This window comes from Methanococcoides burtonii DSM 6242, from assembly GCF_000013725.1.
In the GTDB taxonomy this organism is placed as follows: Archaea; Halobacteriota; Methanosarcinia; order Methanosarcinales; family Methanosarcinaceae; genus Methanococcoides; species Methanococcoides burtonii.
Genome location: NC_007955.1, coordinates 1,750,090 through 1,763,603, shown reverse-complemented (window position 1 = coordinate 1,763,603; position 13,514 = coordinate 1,750,090). Strand labels below are relative to the sequence as shown.

14 protein-coding genes are annotated in these 13,514 nt (G+C 43.3%); 6 read left to right on the top strand and 8 right to left on the bottom strand.

Annotation, left to right across the window (positions count from 1 at the left end):
* Positions 1-38: 38 nt before the first annotated feature.
* Both MBUR_RS08675 and nadC read right to left on the bottom strand, forming a co-directional pair.
* A complete protein-coding gene (locus tag MBUR_RS08675; RefSeq protein ID WP_198003732.1) occupies positions 39-1,271 on the bottom strand; it encodes a BatD family protein in 1,233 nt (410 codons plus the stop codon).
* Between the two features lie 132 nt (positions 1,272-1,403).
* On the bottom strand, positions 1,404-2,228 hold the full coding sequence (nadC, locus tag MBUR_RS08670; RefSeq protein WP_011499719.1) for a carboxylating nicotinate-nucleotide diphosphorylase: 825 nt from the start codon (positions 2,226-2,228) through the stop codon (positions 1,404-1,406).
* 155 nt (positions 2,229-2,383) lie between these two features.
* Here nadC and MBUR_RS08665 point away from each other — a divergent pair, with 155 nt between their 5' ends.
* The 3 genes from MBUR_RS08665 (at position 2,384) to MBUR_RS08655 (ending at position 5,077) form a co-directional block, all read left to right on the top strand.
* Positions 2,384-3,199, top strand: coding sequence for an aspartate dehydrogenase (locus MBUR_RS08665; protein WP_011499718.1), 816 nt, complete (start codon positions 2,384-2,386; stop codon positions 3,197-3,199).
* A 96-nt stretch (positions 3,200-3,295) separates the two neighbouring features.
* Positions 3,296-4,216 (top strand): quinolinate synthase NadA, encoded by a 921-nt coding sequence (gene nadA, locus MBUR_RS08660; RefSeq protein ID WP_011499717.1) that lies wholly within the window; start codon positions 3,296-3,298, stop codon positions 4,214-4,216.
* A gap of 15 nt (positions 4,217-4,231) precedes the next feature.
* Positions 4,232-5,077, top strand: coding sequence for a geranylgeranylglycerol-phosphate geranylgeranyltransferase (locus tag MBUR_RS08655; protein ID WP_011499716.1), 846 nt, complete (start codon positions 4,232-4,234; stop codon positions 5,075-5,077).
* Positions 5,078-5,082: 5 nt separating this feature from the next.
* Here the strand turns inward: MBUR_RS08655 and MBUR_RS08650 are convergent, their stop codons facing one another.
* The 3 genes from MBUR_RS08650 to MBUR_RS08640 form a co-directional block, all read right to left on the bottom strand.
* Complete coding sequence (locus tag MBUR_RS08650) at positions 5,083-5,718, bottom strand: RNA ligase partner protein (protein ID WP_048063614.1); 636 nt, start codon at positions 5,716-5,718, stop codon at positions 5,083-5,085.
* A 97-nt stretch (positions 5,719-5,815) separates the two neighbouring features.
* Positions 5,816-8,026 (bottom strand): CDC48 family AAA ATPase, encoded by a 2,211-nt coding sequence (locus MBUR_RS08645; RefSeq protein ID WP_011499714.1) that lies wholly within the window; start codon positions 8,024-8,026, stop codon positions 5,816-5,818.
* A 138-nt stretch (positions 8,027-8,164) separates the two neighbouring features.
* A complete protein-coding gene (locus tag MBUR_RS08640; RefSeq protein ID WP_011499713.1) occupies positions 8,165-8,857 on the bottom strand; it encodes a (5-formylfuran-3-yl)methyl phosphate synthase in 693 nt (230 codons plus the stop codon).
* Positions 8,858-8,902: 45 nt separating this feature from the next.
* Between MBUR_RS08640 and MBUR_RS08635 the strand changes: the two genes are divergently transcribed.
* A complete protein-coding gene (locus MBUR_RS08635; protein ID WP_011499712.1) occupies positions 8,903-9,610 on the top strand; it encodes a HisA/HisF-related TIM barrel protein in 708 nt (235 codons plus the stop codon).
* A 41-nt stretch (positions 9,611-9,651) separates the two neighbouring features.
* Positions 9,652-9,939, top strand: coding sequence for a hypothetical protein (locus tag MBUR_RS08630; RefSeq protein WP_011499711.1), 288 nt, complete (start codon positions 9,652-9,654; stop codon positions 9,937-9,939).
* Here the strand turns inward: MBUR_RS08630 and tmk are convergent.
* Positions 9,936-10,541, bottom strand: coding sequence for a dTMP kinase (gene tmk / locus MBUR_RS08625; RefSeq protein WP_011499710.1), 606 nt, complete (start codon positions 10,539-10,541; stop codon positions 9,936-9,938). The two genes, MBUR_RS08630 and tmk, sit on opposite strands and share 4 nt — an antisense overlap.
* 250 nt (positions 10,542-10,791) lie before the next feature.
* Here tmk and MBUR_RS08620 point away from each other — a divergent pair, with 250 nt between their 5' ends.
* Positions 10,792-11,463 carry a DUF166 domain-containing protein gene (locus MBUR_RS08620; RefSeq protein ID WP_011499709.1) on the top strand — a complete coding sequence of 224 codons (672 nt, stop codon included), beginning with the start codon at positions 10,792-10,794 and terminating at the stop codon, positions 11,461-11,463.
* Positions 11,464-11,510: 47 nt separating this feature from the next.
* Here MBUR_RS08620 and MBUR_RS08615 read toward each other — a convergent pair whose 3' ends face one another.
* Both MBUR_RS08615 and trxA read right to left on the bottom strand, forming a co-directional pair.
* Positions 11,511-12,947, bottom strand: coding sequence for a methanogenesis marker 14 protein (locus MBUR_RS08615; RefSeq protein ID WP_011499708.1), 1,437 nt, complete (start codon positions 12,945-12,947; stop codon positions 11,511-11,513).
* Between the two features lie 14 nt (positions 12,948-12,961).
* The gene (trxA, locus tag MBUR_RS08610; protein WP_011499707.1) at positions 12,962-13,357 is read right to left on the bottom strand and encodes a thioredoxin; all 396 of its coding nucleotides are present in this window, start codon (positions 13,355-13,357) and stop codon (positions 12,962-12,964) included.
* Between the last annotated feature and the right edge of the window lie 157 nt (positions 13,358-13,514).

The window sequence follows — 13,514 nt, the reverse complement described above, 5'->3', positions numbered from 1 at the left end:
TTTGATGAATTTGAATATCTTCATGAAATCGTAAATGATTAGAACCTGTATTGTCTGGATCGATGGAACAGCCATCCTGCGATAGCAACAATGATCAACAACGGGATCGCAATAACATACCATGGTTGCTCGATAATTGAATCGAGGTCTCCTCTGGCTACATCGATCGTACTTGTAGTGAACTCTCCCCTCATTTCCTGAGGATCAGGGCTTACTCCATCTTCATACTGATATGAATAATCAGTTGTAATAGTATAAGTACCCAATTCTTTTGGTTTTATCAGGAACTTTATTTCCTTCTCCTGATTCAGTCCAAATGATTCCAGATAAACTTTTGGCATGCCATTGATTATCTCAATATTGGAGTTGCTGCCTTTGTATTCAATTCCTTCAGGAATGTGTATGATAAGTGCGACCCCATTTGCATAAGAATCTCCCTCGTTCTTGATGTTAATGGTCACTTCTACTTCATCGTTCCTTTTTACACTATTACTCTCGATAGATGTGGAAAACTCAAGCTCAGCAACTTTTTTTGCATTTTTACCCGTATCAGTTACAGTTATCACTGGTATGTTAGATACCGCTTCGGGAAAATCCATTTCTGCTTCATTGGAATATGACGCTCTGGTGGGCTGGAATTCAAATGTTCCAGCTTCATTTGCCTGAAGCTTGTAAAGAAAAATGGTCCTTGTCTCGTATTTGTCGATGGTCATCTGACCTGTCTCTTCAAGAAGGATCTCCTGAAGGATAAATCCTGTGGGTTTTGGATCAGAGAACCTCACCTCTGTAGCCTTCCCATCACCTTTGTTTCTGGCAGTCACTTTGATCGTGACGACCTCTCCCTGATCAACAGTGTAACTGCTAACCTCTTTTGTGATCTCCAGTGAAGGGGTTCCAGGGTATGTTGCCTTCTCATGACCTCCATCTACTTCCTGTTTCAGGTAGATGTTATCATCATCTGTAATGGTGATAGAAACAGTTGCCTGGGGTAATGTCCCTCCCCCTACGGATAACAAAGTGACCTCAATGGTCTCTCCTTCTGCATTAAAGGTGATGGTATCATCTATATTGATCAGTTTGTCGTGGTCAAGCTCTCCTTCATCATATACTTTGAAGACGCAAGACTCAGCGCTCACGAAAACTTCGGCCACATCGATAACGATGGTATTGATCTGATATCCATCTCCTTCCTGAATACTCCCATTGAAAACTATATCTTTAGCACAGGCATTGCCTGTGAAAACCAAAGATGCCAGTACCAAGGTAAGCATCAACAAACACATATTTTTGAACTGAACCATAATTCCCTCAACACAGAACTGAATCACGTTATAGCGTATAATCTTCCAGTATCAATACAATAAGAATCCAATAAATAGTTTATGACATCGATTTTAAACGATTTACACAAATTCAAGGCTGACATCTATCCATTGTGACTTATGCACCAGTGAACCTACAGAAATGACATCCACCCCGGTCTTGGCATATTCTGAGATATTTGATATGTCGATCCCGCCTGAAACTTCCAGAATAGCACTATTTCTAAGATCCTCATTTTTTAATGCTTCAACGACCTTAATGACCTGTCCTGGTGACATGTTGTCGAACATTATGATATCAACTCCCATTTTTGCAGCGAGAATGGCGTTCTCAACGGATTCAACTTCAACATCTATTTTTTGTGTAAAACCGGCAAGTTCCTTTGCTGAATTTATGGCATTTTCAAGTCCCATCATGTTAACGTGGTTATCTTTTATCATAATAGTATCAGAAAGATCAAATCTGTGGGGGTCACCGCCTCCGGCAATAATGGCAAGTTTTTCGAATTTTCGTATCCCAGGCGTTGTCTTCCTTGTACCAGCTACTTTCACATCTGAGTATTGTCTGACCGTTTCAACATATTCCCGGGTATTGGTTGCAATTCCACTCAAATGCCCCAGAAAATTGAGAACGATCCTTTCGGCACGAAGGACCGATACTGCATTACCGGATATCTCCAAAATAGTATCTCCTGATCCTAATTGATCTCCATCTTTATATTTTGCGGATGAGTCAAGTCCAAAGTAATCGAATATCCTTTTTGCAATAGGAATGCCTGCAATGATACAATCCTGTTTTACAAAAACGATTGCTTTGATCTCCTTTTCAGGAACAAGTGTGCAGGAAATGTCATTTGCTCCAAGGTCCTCTTCGATAAATCTTTCAATTTCGCTGGTCAGTATCATATTACCATATATGTCAATGCTTCAAGAGGTTTATATGCTTTTAGCGTATTTGGACCCTACGTTGTCGAGAAAATTTCTCGAACAATGTTCAGGATAATTAAGATATATTACTATTAACATTTCAATATTATAAAATAACGTTGCAGGAGTCTAGAATGCTAAAGATCGGAGTGTTCGGATGTGGGGCAATCGGTACTGAGCTTTGTAAAGCTATCGATTCAGGTCACATCGAGGTCGAATTGTATGCTGTTTATGACAGGCACGAACAGTCAATAATCAATTTGAAAGAGCAGCTCAAAAACACTGACCCAAAAGTGCTTGAGATAGTGGAAATGGTAAAGCACGTTGACCTGGTAGTGGAATGTGCGTCCCAACAGGCAGTGTATGATGTAGTTCCGACCACCCTTCACGCAAAATGTGATGTAATGGTCATTAGTGTTGGTGCTTTTGCAGACAAAAAACTTCTCGATACAACATTCGATATTGCAAAGGAATATGGCTGTAAGATATATTTCCCATCCGGTGCGATCGTTGGGTTGGATGGTCTAAAATCCGCATCCGCAGCTTCTATATACTCAGTTACCCTGACAACCCAGAAACACCCGAGAAGTTTTGAAGGTGCTCCGTACATCGTACAGAACAATATCGATCTTGACAGCATCAAAGGAAAGACCGTACTTTTCGAAGGTATGGCATCAGAAGCTGTAAAGGCTTTTCCTTCAAATGTCAATGTTGCAGCATCTTTGAGCATTGCAGGCATTGGTTTCGATAAGACAAAGGTCAAGATCATCGCAAACCCCGCACTCACAAGGAATATCCACGAGATAACCGTTGAAGGTGAATTTGGCATGTTCACAACAAGGGTGGAGAACGTACCGGCGCCGAGTAACCCCAAGACAAGTTATCTGGCAGCTCTATCTGCAATTTCCACACTGAAAAAGATAGCCGATCCTCTTCAGGTAGGGACATGATCACATACCAATAAATGTTTATCACATAACCGGATATTGTATGCCGGTCCGTTGGAGTCGTGTGTAATTATAAAAAACGGAAAAACAAGTGGTCGTATGCAGGACAGGCAATCTATTATCAACAAGATAAATTCATTGAAAAAAGAACGCAATGCTGTTATTTTGGCGCATTGCTATGCACGGGATGAAGTGCAGGATATCGCAGACTTTGTAGGCGATTCGCTGGGGCTGAGTCAGGAAGCGGTAGACCAGGATGCGGAAGTTATTGTTTTTTGTGGCGTGAGCTTCATGGCAGAGAGTGCATTCATCCTCTCCCCTGAAAAAACAGTTCTTATGCCGGATGCAGATGCCGATTGCCCTATGGCGGCAATGGTGGATGTCATATCACTTCGTAAATTAAAGGCGCAACATCCAGATGCCATGGTCGTCTGCTATGTCAATACACGAGCTGACATCAAAGCAGAATGTGATATCTGTTGTACCTCGGCAAATGCAGTGGAAGTTGTAAATTCTCTCGACTCGGACAAAGTTATTTTCGTTCCTGACAAGAACCTTGCAGCATACGTTGCAAAACATACTGACAAGACCATCATTCCATGGAATGGTTATTGCCCTACACACAATCAGATACTTGCAGAAGATGTTGATCTTGCAATGAACAAGCACCCAGGGGCGGAGCTGATGGCCCATCCTGAATGCCGTTCAGAAGTTCTGGAAAAAGCAGACCATGTGTTCAGTACTACTGGAATGCTTGATCATGTAAAAAGCTCTGACAATAACGAATTCATAGTTTCTACGGAGCAGGGTATATTGCACCAGCTTGAGACTGAAAATCCCAATAAGAAATTTTATCCTGTCTCAAAATTTACATTTTGTCCGGACATGAAAATGATAGATCTAAGTTCTGTCCTTCGCTGTCTTGAGAATATGGAGACCGTTGTGACCGTTCCAAAAGATATTCAGGTACGTGCAAAACGAGCTCTTGATCGTATGCTTGAAGTAAAACGCAACAGGTAACTATTGGGAGAATTAATGAAAACCTATCTTGAACTTATGCGCGCAGGAAATTGTGCAATGGCTGCTTTTGCTGGCTTAATTGGTGTTTTGATAGCATATAATATTCTCTCCTCTGCTTCCCCTTACGTATCGCTATCATTGTTCGATACTTCACTGATCTTTGCCATAGTTTTCCTCGTTACAGGAGCTGGCAACGGTTTGAACGATTATTTCGACATCGAAATCGATAAAGTGAACAAACCCTCAAGGCCGATACCTTCCGGCAAGATCTCCTTGAAAAGCGCCCTTTATTTTTCGCTGTTTCTATTCATAACAGGGATAACACTGGCATTTCTGGTGAATCCCCTTTGTGGCATCATAGCTCTATTCAATTCTATGGTACTGATATTGTATGCACAAAGCCTGAAACGCACTCCTTTCTTTGGGAATGCCTCGGTGGGTTATCTCACCGGCTCTACCTTCCTTTTTGGTGGTGCGGTCTTCGGCATGGCAGGGCTTCAGGCACTGGTAGTTCTTTTTCTTCTGGCGACCCTTGCGACCATTGCCCGTGAGATCGTAAAGGATGTTGAAGACATCGTGGGGGATAAAAAAGATGGTGCACGGACACTGCCGATCCTTATCGGAGCTAAAAAAGCATCATATATTGCAGCAGCATTCGGCTTTACTGCCATGCTTGCAAGTCCTGTACCTTATTTGCAATCCATATTAAATGAACAATATCTTTTCGTCGTGGCAATTGCAGACATCTTCTTCCTGATCGCGGTTTACCAGATACTCGGGAAAAAGGATGCTGCGCGCTCATCAAAACTGTTTAAGTTCGCAATGCTCTTTGCACTCATTTCTTTCATCGTAGGTGCCTGAAAAACTTACTTCTGATGAGTTCCGTCAGAAGGCGTATGTCTCAGATATTCCTTCAACATCATTGGGAACGTATTGGCAGGCACGAACCTGACCCCGAGCTGCTCTGCCCATTTCTGAATGCCGTAGTCACTTGCGACAACCGCTGCGTCCAGTTCCTTTGCAAGAAGTAATACATCGATGTCAGGGGCACTGTCAAGGATGCCATAACGAAGTGCTGAACGGTACTTGTTCCTGAACTTTCCTACAATGGGGCCAATAACCTCGCGATCGGTATTGTCCTCTACCTTGCGCGTATCCTCTATTTCCGATTCGATCGACAGGCATTGTATCGAAGCTTCCCGGATAGCTTCCTCGGCCACGGTCATACCCTTGTTGATACGTTCTCGCATATAAGATACGTATTCATGAAAAATATGTGATGGTATCTTCACCTCATGCCTATCAGGTGTTTTTTTGACAAGCCATGTATCTATCATCGCAATGATCTCATCATCGCAGCCATTATTTTTTGCAAACTCATGGAGCTCTTTGTACACTGATGGAAAAGGAACATAACAACTGATCTGTAAATGAAGCCTTGATTCAGCAATAAGGTCGAGTATTGCCCTCATTCCCTGACAAAGGTCCTCTATCTCCAGCATCTCTCGTGTCTGAAGATCGGTCAAAGCGGTCGTATCTAAAACAAATCTTTGTTTCAACGTAACTTATCCCCCTATTAATTACTATTAGTCCAACGACTTATGCCTTTTCCCTTAAGTCCTTGTTCTCATCTGCATCCGGATTCGAGAACATTCGTGCCGTTTCGTCATATCTCTTCATTTCATCCAGGGATGTCGAAGCTCTCACTCTTTTTATCGCTGTGCTAAAGTGTGATCTTTGAATGACAACGTTCTTTACAGTTTCATAGACCTCATCCTTTGTCATTCCTGGCCTGATGATCTCTCGAAGTGTCATCATTGCAGCTTCTCTGCAGATGGCTTCAATATCCGCTCCTACATACCCTTCGGTAAGTTCAGCAAGTTCTTCCAGTTTTACATCTTCTGCAATAGGCTTACCTGAAAGATGAATATCAAGTATCTTGGCACGCTCCTCTTTATCAGGGGGCCTTACATAGATAAGTCTGTCAAAACGCCCCGGTCTTAATAGGGCGGGGTCGATTATGTCCGGCCTGTTAGTGGCAGCCACTATGACTATATCCTTCAGTTCCTCAATGCCGTCTATTTCGGTCAATATCTGGCTGACAACGCGTTCTGTTGCTTGCTGGTCGGATCCCATCCCGCGCTTTGGCACCATTGAATCAAGCTCATCAAAGAAAACAACGGTTGGAGCTGCTTGCTTGGCTTTTCTAAACGTTTCCCTTACCGCTTTTTCAGATTCCCCAACATATTTACTGAGAAGTTCCGGTCCTTTGATACTAATGAAATTTGCCTCACTTTCATTTGCAACTGCTTTTGCCAAAAGGGTCTTACCTGTGCCGGGGGGTCCGAATAGAAGGATTCCCCTTGGTGGTGTGGTGTTCAGGGCAGTGAACATCTCGGGATATTTAAGAGGCCATTCAACTGCTTCTATCAGTTCCTGTTTCACTTTATTGAGGCCGCCAATATCTTCCCACCTCACGTGGGGTATCTCCACAAAGACCTCCCTTAAAGCAGAAGGTTCAATATTGCGATGCGCCTCTATGAAATCGGTTTCAGTCACCTCAAGCGTTTCCATTATTTCAGGCGGGATCTCCTCTTCGATACTTATCAGGGGGAGCATCCTGCGCAGGGCATGCATTGCGGCTTCCTTGCAAAGGGAGGCAAGGTCGGCTCCGACAAATCCGTGGGTGATGTCCGCAATGTTTTCGAGGTTAAGTCCCTGTTCTATGGGCATCCCTCGGGTGTGGACGTACAATACCTGCAACCGTCCTCCTCTGTCGGGTATCCCTATCTCTATTTCCCTGTCAAAACGCCCCCCTCGGCGCAGTGCCTGGTCAATGGAATTTGGCCTATTGGTTGCAGCAATGACTATGACCTTTCCCCGGCTCGTTAATCCATCCATCAATGTAAGCAGTTGGGCCACAACCCTCCTTTCGACTTCACCTACAACATCATCTCTTTTTGGTGCAATGGAATCTAACTCATCGATGAATATTATTGTAGGTCCTTCCTTTTCAGCTTCCTCAAAGATCTCGCGAAGCTTTTGCTCACTTTCGCCGTAATATTTTGAAATTATTTCCGGCCCGCTTATGGGTATGAAATTCGCCTCACTTTCACTTGCCACAGCTTTGGCTATCATCGTCTTTCCTGTGCCTGGCGGTCCGTAAAGCAAAACTCCTTTTGGAGGATCAACTCCAAGCTTGTCGAAAAGTTCAGGATGTCTCAGTGGCAGTTCGATCATCTCGCGCATCAGCCCGAGTTCTCGCTTCAGCCCGCCAATATCTTCATAAGATACTTCCTCTCCCATATCTGTTTCAGCAATGGGTTCAACGATCTCAATTTTGGTAGTTCGTGTGACCACTACCGGGCCATGGGGTTTGGTAGCCTTTACTACAAAAATAAGCGGGTTATTTATGTTCTCCACACGAATGCGCTGTCCTTTATCGACAGGTCTTCCCTCTAAGCTAAGATGTACGGAACGTGATATCCTTTCGTTCAGAACAGGGTGTGTTGGGGCGAGAGTTATCTTTTCAGCATCTTTCTCAAGTATCCGTTTTACAGTCACCGGGTCATCGATACCGACTCTTGCATTGCCTCGAAGATTCCCGTCGATACGTATAATATTCTTCCCTTCATCATCCAGACCTGCCGGATATACCCTTGCGTAGGTATTTTTCTTGTTCCTGATCTCGATTATATCTCCGCTTCTTGCATCGATGGTCTGCATAAGGGCATTTGGAAGTCGGGCAATACCCCTTCCCGCATCACGGTGGTTTGCTTCTGCAACACGTACTGTGATATCTTCGGACATACTGATCACCTTGCTCAATTAAAAATAGTATTGATCTAAGTAGTGACTTTAAGATATATTAGAGTAAACTTCACAGTAATAGTATAAAAAAGAAATGTTTTAAAAAAGTGTTTTTGGAAATAAAATAAAGAGATCCTTTCAGATCTCACTTCTCAATTTCTCAACGAGTTCCTGCTTAATTGAAGTGCTGCGATCTCCGCCACAGACTATTCCGCGTACGCCAACGATGGTTGGCTGGATACGCTTCAATGCTGGAATATCATCGAATTTTATGGTTCCTGCAATAGCTGTCTCAAGTCCACGGGAGTGTGCATCGTTGACGAATTCGATAAGGTCTTCCTCGGTCATGAACTCAAATGTGGAGCGCCCATCCTTGAGGCCGGTATCGACCATAACAAGGCCAACACCTGCTTTCTCACCAATTGCCGGGAGAAGTTTCGGGTTGATGGAGTTAATGCGCTCGTGATCGGAATATCCGCAAGCTACGACAGTGACGTCCATGTCTTTTACGGATTCAACGATACCGGTAAGCATTTCGTATGCCTGCTCTTCGGTAGTGATGTCATAAAGTCCTATCTTCACATAATCTGCACCAGCAGCAGCAGCTCCGTATGCTGCAAGGGCTGCGGTACCTGGCTTGTAGCTGAAGTCCCCAAGTGCGGCACTGATCGGCCTTTTACCTTCAACAGCATCTCTTATTTCTCTGATGACCCATGGATAGTTAGCACCCAGTGAACCTTCCTTTGGATTCTTTACATCGATTATATCTGCTCCTCCGTTGAGTGCAGCTACTGCTTCTTCAGTGTTGATCGGACTTACGAGTAATTTCATGTATTAGCCTCTTTTTTATAAGATGAGATAAATTATCAATTTAATATGTTTCGAACCGTCTTTGTATTTGATGTATATAACCGTAATGCTGTCCATGCGCAGGGAGGGGACCGGCAAAAATATCGTCCGGTACACGAGATCAGTAATGTCTGCACAACATCGGACCCGGTTGGTATTGTTCGGGAACTGCGTCCTGCTGAGGTCTATATCGCAGACCTTAACAGACTTCAGGGTCGGGGTGATCCAAACATAAATTTTGGTGTGATACGGGGAGTTTCAGAGCTTTCTCAAACGATGCTGGATCCCGGGATAAGTTCCTTTGAAGATGTTTCCGGGGTTTTAGGGCTTGCAGAGCATCTTGTACTGGGTACAGAGACCGCATCTTTGGATTCCATTACTAAGATATCTGCTGCATACCCTTCACAGATCAATGTGAGCATTGATAAAAAGAACGGCAACATCCTCTCGTCTGACCCTTTGATGCCGAAAGATCCCCTTGAGATAGTAAAAGTACTGAACGGTCTGGAGATAAATGACATAATATTCCTTGACATGGATATGGTGGGAACCTCATCAGGATTCGATGCACAATTTTTAAGTCTTATAGCAGATATTTCTGACCACAATGTTCTCCTTGGCGGAGGCGTAAGGGACGTGGAAGATATTAGGCAACTGGAAGCTATTGGTATCAAAGGCGCATTGGTTGCAACCGGATTGCATAATGGTTCCATTCCTATTGAGATGGTCAGGTAAATGAATAGATTTTCAATTTATATTGAATATGGGTGATCAATATGGTAGAAGAAAATAAAGTTGTAAGTGAAACGGAAGAAAATAAAGTTGTAAATGAAACGGAAGAAAATAAAGAAGTCCGTGACAGCGAAGAGTATATGGAAATAAAAATGGGTGGCGGGTGGTACCTTACAATATCTCTTGCAACAAGTGAAAAGTATGAAAATGAGTATGTAGAGGTTGCAAAGGAAAGGAGCGGCCAGAAAAGGAGCCGCTTTAACCTGAATCCAAAACACGTCCGTGAGTTCGGTGAACTTCTTGTAAAGTTCGCAGACTCCAACGATCTTTAACTTTCAATGATCGATGTGATTGCTTGCAACACATCTTTCTCTATTTCTTTTAAGTCCCTGTCCGTATCTATAACAACAAATCTTTCTGGTTCTTTTTCTGCAAGTTTAAGGTAGTTCTCTCTGACCCCTTTGAGCAGGTCTGTCTTCTCGAACTTTGTCTGTTCCCCTCTTTTGCCGCATCGCTGTACCGCAACAGCGGGATCGATGTCGAAAAGCAATGTGAGGTCAGGGATAATTGTCCAACCTCTGTGGATCATCTGTATCCACTCCATGGGCTCTTCCATTCTCTCTTTTAGGGTAACGCCCTGATAGGCGTAACGACTGTCCGAATACCTGTCCGAAATAACTATCTTTCCTTCCTCAATTGCAGGTCTTATCAGGGTTGAAATGTGGTCTGCATGGTCTGCAGTGAAAAGCATAAGCTCGGCAAGTTCATCGGTGTCCGACTGGATGGCCTTGTAAACAGCATCCCCTATCCAGCTTGTAGTGGGCTCTTTTGTAAACACTGCATTGGCAAAGGCCGGGTGTGAGTTCAGAAAGCGTGTAATGGTAGATTTCCCGGACCCATCTATTCCTTCCAGTGTTATGAGCTTTCCTTTCATGGAGATCACATGTATCCTTTAAGTTTAAATTTATGTCCTTGAGGTGCTTTCACTTCCACACTGTGGGCATTTTATGGGAATAAAGTTAGGATCTGCCTGAAAGACGAAGTCACACGCATTGCATCTGAAATATACCTTTGACTGGTCAATATCATCCATTTGATCACCTGAATATTTAAACAGTTACTTGATTGTAAAGCAAACAATATTAATATACCGCTATTCAATAACATTGCTTAAGGTATTGAACATGACAAAACTGGGAGTTATAGTACGTGGAAAATACGGTCGAAGGCTTATTGAGACCGTTAGGTTTAGGTCTGATCTGGAGGTTATCGTCGCAGAGGTCCCTGAACATTTGCCGGAGCTGATAGATGAGCCTGATGAGTTTTTTTCTGAACTTGATTTTAACGGAAAGGTTTTCGATGCTGATATAATTATCACTTATTCGCTGCACCCTGACATCACACCACAGATAGCCAAAATGGCAGGTGAGGCTGGCGTGGGGGCTTTGATAGTTCCAGGGGGTGCAGCAAAGGCACCGATTCGGGAACTGGATGATATCTCTTTAAAGTATGGTATCTTCATTGAGGTCGATGATATTTGCTGCAACATTGGTTCTGATCCCAGTATAGATGCATTTACTTCCTTTTTTGGAAACCCTGTACTCGATGTAGGGGTAAAGGACGGCAAGATCTCTAAAGTGAATGTCATTAGGGGAGCTCCCTGTGGCAGTACCTGGCGTATGGCAGATGCTCTTGTGGGGAATGCAGTTGAAGGTGCCGGCGCAAAGGCAGGTTTATTGATATCACAATATCCTTGTCGTGCGGTTCGTGGGAATATGGGCGGAATTCATGAATCATCTGAGCTGCACAAAAAAGCAATAGATGACGCAATTAAAAAACTGGCCAATACTCTGTAAATGAATAAAATGGTTGCAAGCAAACATTTTCATGTCTGCCGTTTCTATTATTTGTTCTGAAGTTTGATCCTGTTTCCAAGAATACATCTTCCGCCGTGATGCCCTCCGAGTGGATTGAACGTTGTTCCAAGGGAGTTCATACATCTTGCCATGACCGCTGCACCCCTTGCAAGACCGTCATCAACGAAAACAACGTTCTCTTCGATTCTTTCATGAAGGCCGAGCTTGTCAAGATATTTCAGTGCAAGCTTTGCCTTGTCGCCACTGATACCGGCTCTTCCGGTGATTCCGATTGTGGTTTCCGGGAAGACCAGTCCTTCTTCCTTTGCGACATTGACAAGTCGGTAGATCACCTGTGCCATTACCTCATCAATGACAGCAAAAAGCACTTTCAGACCGAATTTGTCGTATATTTCTGCACCGATGTCTGATAATTTATCGAAATCAGAACCGTTCACTCCTACATCACATCCAATAAGTACGACGTTGATCTCTTTTGCAGCGGTAGGGTTTACCGGTACACTTCCGTAACGATTCCTATTCTCAGGAACCTTTTCGATTTTGATGTACTCAAGAGCTTTCTTTGCATATTCATGTATATTTTTGCCTTTCAGAAGTAATGTGAGCTTATCTATATGTATGTCCTTGAAAACATCAAGAGCGGTTCCAACTTTCTTATCTACTGAACCGGTTCCTTTTATCATGGCATCCGGGATGGCACCTGCAAATCCACAGAAATTACCAATGGTCTTTGCATAGGGTTCATCAGGGCTGATTATCCTGCCATCAAGGGTCGTACCAAAGTCCATTGACATACAGGGGTTACGGAAATCCACATCCACCCATTTGGCACCTTCCTTGATACCGGCGGTGGCAAGTTCGCCCTCCATTTCGTTTGCAACTATCTCCACACCGGTAGCTCCGGTTGGTGGGAGTACACTGGCAACAGCACCGTCAAAGAACACTTTGTCAAGTTTGCTGTGCTTTCTAAATTTCTCGGGTATGTTGTCGATTCCCATTGGTGGTGTCATGTTCTTAGGAGGTACTCCTGCTAGAAGACAGCCATCAGCAAGCGCTTTAATGAACTCTCCTACTTCTTCGGGAGTATCGAAGCCGGCAACAACTCCGGTTGAGCGGACAACAAAATTGATATCGGTCTTGATGTCAAGGTTTGCCTTTTTAACTGCCTCTATCAATGTGTTTTTGACAAGCTCTGATACCGACTCACGTGTAAGCTCTATTCCATTGAGAGTTCTGCCAAAAATGGTCTCTTTTTCCTTTGGAGGCCTGACATCCCTTGTCATCTTCACTGTCTTGGTGACAAGATATGTCTTACCTTCATCCATATTGGTGGCTGTAAGTATACACTTCGTAGTGGTGTTACCAACTTCCACAGAAGCAACTATGAAAAATGGTTTTGAGCTTGATTTGAGGTCAAGGAGTCGGACACCGGGATTTTCTGCAATTCTTGGTTTGTGGGACATTATTTCTCTTCCGCTCACTGTATGAATTTGTTAAGGTGTTCAACGAGTTGTTCTTTCTGGAGTGCTCCTACTATCTGGGTAGCAGCGTTTCCGTTTTTAAAGACCAATATTGTTGGAATGGCTGTTATATTAAAATTCCTTGCGACCATCTGGTTCTCATCAGTGTTCAATTTCCCGAAAACTATTTTTCCCTGATATTCTTTTGCAAGGGCATCAATAATAGGAATAAGTTTTCTGCAAGGTCCACACCATTCTGCCCAACAATCAATTACAGTGATGGGGTACTTTGCTATGAACTCATTGAAATCTGCATCCGTAACATGTATGGGTGCATCCGGGAACGCTTTAGCCTCAAGGCCCTTTTTGATCTGTTCCAATCGTTGTTGTCTGATCTTCTCTAAATCATCCATAATGCTCACCTGTATCTTTTCGTGAGGACATAATTTCAATTTTATGATCGTATTGTTACTAAAGTGATCACATTAAATAATGTGTACTCTTGTGTTGGTACAGATTAATGTTACTAAAACATTTAAAGTTTTGGATGGTTTTCCATAAAATATACAC

Bases quoted from the DNA above. Each gene is read 5' to 3' on its own strand.
- MBUR_RS08620 (WP_011499709.1), top strand. From the start codon at position 10,792: ATGACAAAACTGGGAGTTATAGTACGTGGAAAATACGGTCGAAGGCTT.
- MBUR_RS08635 (WP_011499712.1), top strand. From the start codon at position 8,903: ATGTTTCGAACCGTCTTTGTATTTGATGTATATAACCGTAATGCTGTC.
- MBUR_RS08655 (WP_011499716.1), top strand. From the start codon at position 4,232: ATGAAAACCTATCTTGAACTTATGCGCGCAGGAAATTGTGCAATGGCT.
- MBUR_RS08615 (WP_011499708.1), bottom strand. From the start codon at position 12,947: ATGTCCCACAAACCAAGAATTGCAGAAAATCCCGGTGTCCGACTCCTT.
- MBUR_RS08645 (WP_011499714.1), bottom strand. From the start codon at position 8,026: ATGTCCGAAGATATCACAGTACGTGTTGCAGAAGCAAACCACCGTGAT.
- MBUR_RS08675 (WP_198003732.1), bottom strand. From the start codon at position 1,271: ATGCTTACCTTGGTACTGGCATCTTTGGTTTTCACAGGCAATGCCTGT.
- trxA (WP_011499707.1), bottom strand. From the start codon at position 13,357: ATGGATGATTTAGAGAAGATCAGACAACAACGATTGGAACAGATCAAA.
- MBUR_RS08630 (WP_011499711.1), top strand. From the start codon at position 9,652: ATGGTAGAAGAAAATAAAGTTGTAAGTGAAACGGAAGAAAATAAAGTT.
- MBUR_RS08640 (WP_011499713.1), bottom strand. From the start codon at position 8,857: ATGAAATTACTCGTAAGTCCGATCAACACTGAAGAAGCAGTAGCTGCA.
- nadA (WP_011499717.1), top strand. From the start codon at position 3,296: ATGCAGGACAGGCAATCTATTATCAACAAGATAAATTCATTGAAAAAA.
- MBUR_RS08665 (WP_011499718.1), top strand. From the start codon at position 2,384: ATGCTAAAGATCGGAGTGTTCGGATGTGGGGCAATCGGTACTGAGCTT.
- tmk (WP_011499710.1), bottom strand. From the start codon at position 10,541: ATGAAAGGAAAGCTCATAACACTGGAAGGAATAGATGGGTCCGGGAAA.
- nadC (WP_011499719.1), bottom strand. From the start codon at position 2,228: ATGATACTGACCAGCGAAATTGAAAGATTTATCGAAGAGGACCTTGGA.
- MBUR_RS08650 (WP_048063614.1), bottom strand. From the start codon at position 5,718: ATGCTGGAGATAGAGGACCTTTGTCAGGGAATGAGGGCAATACTCGAC.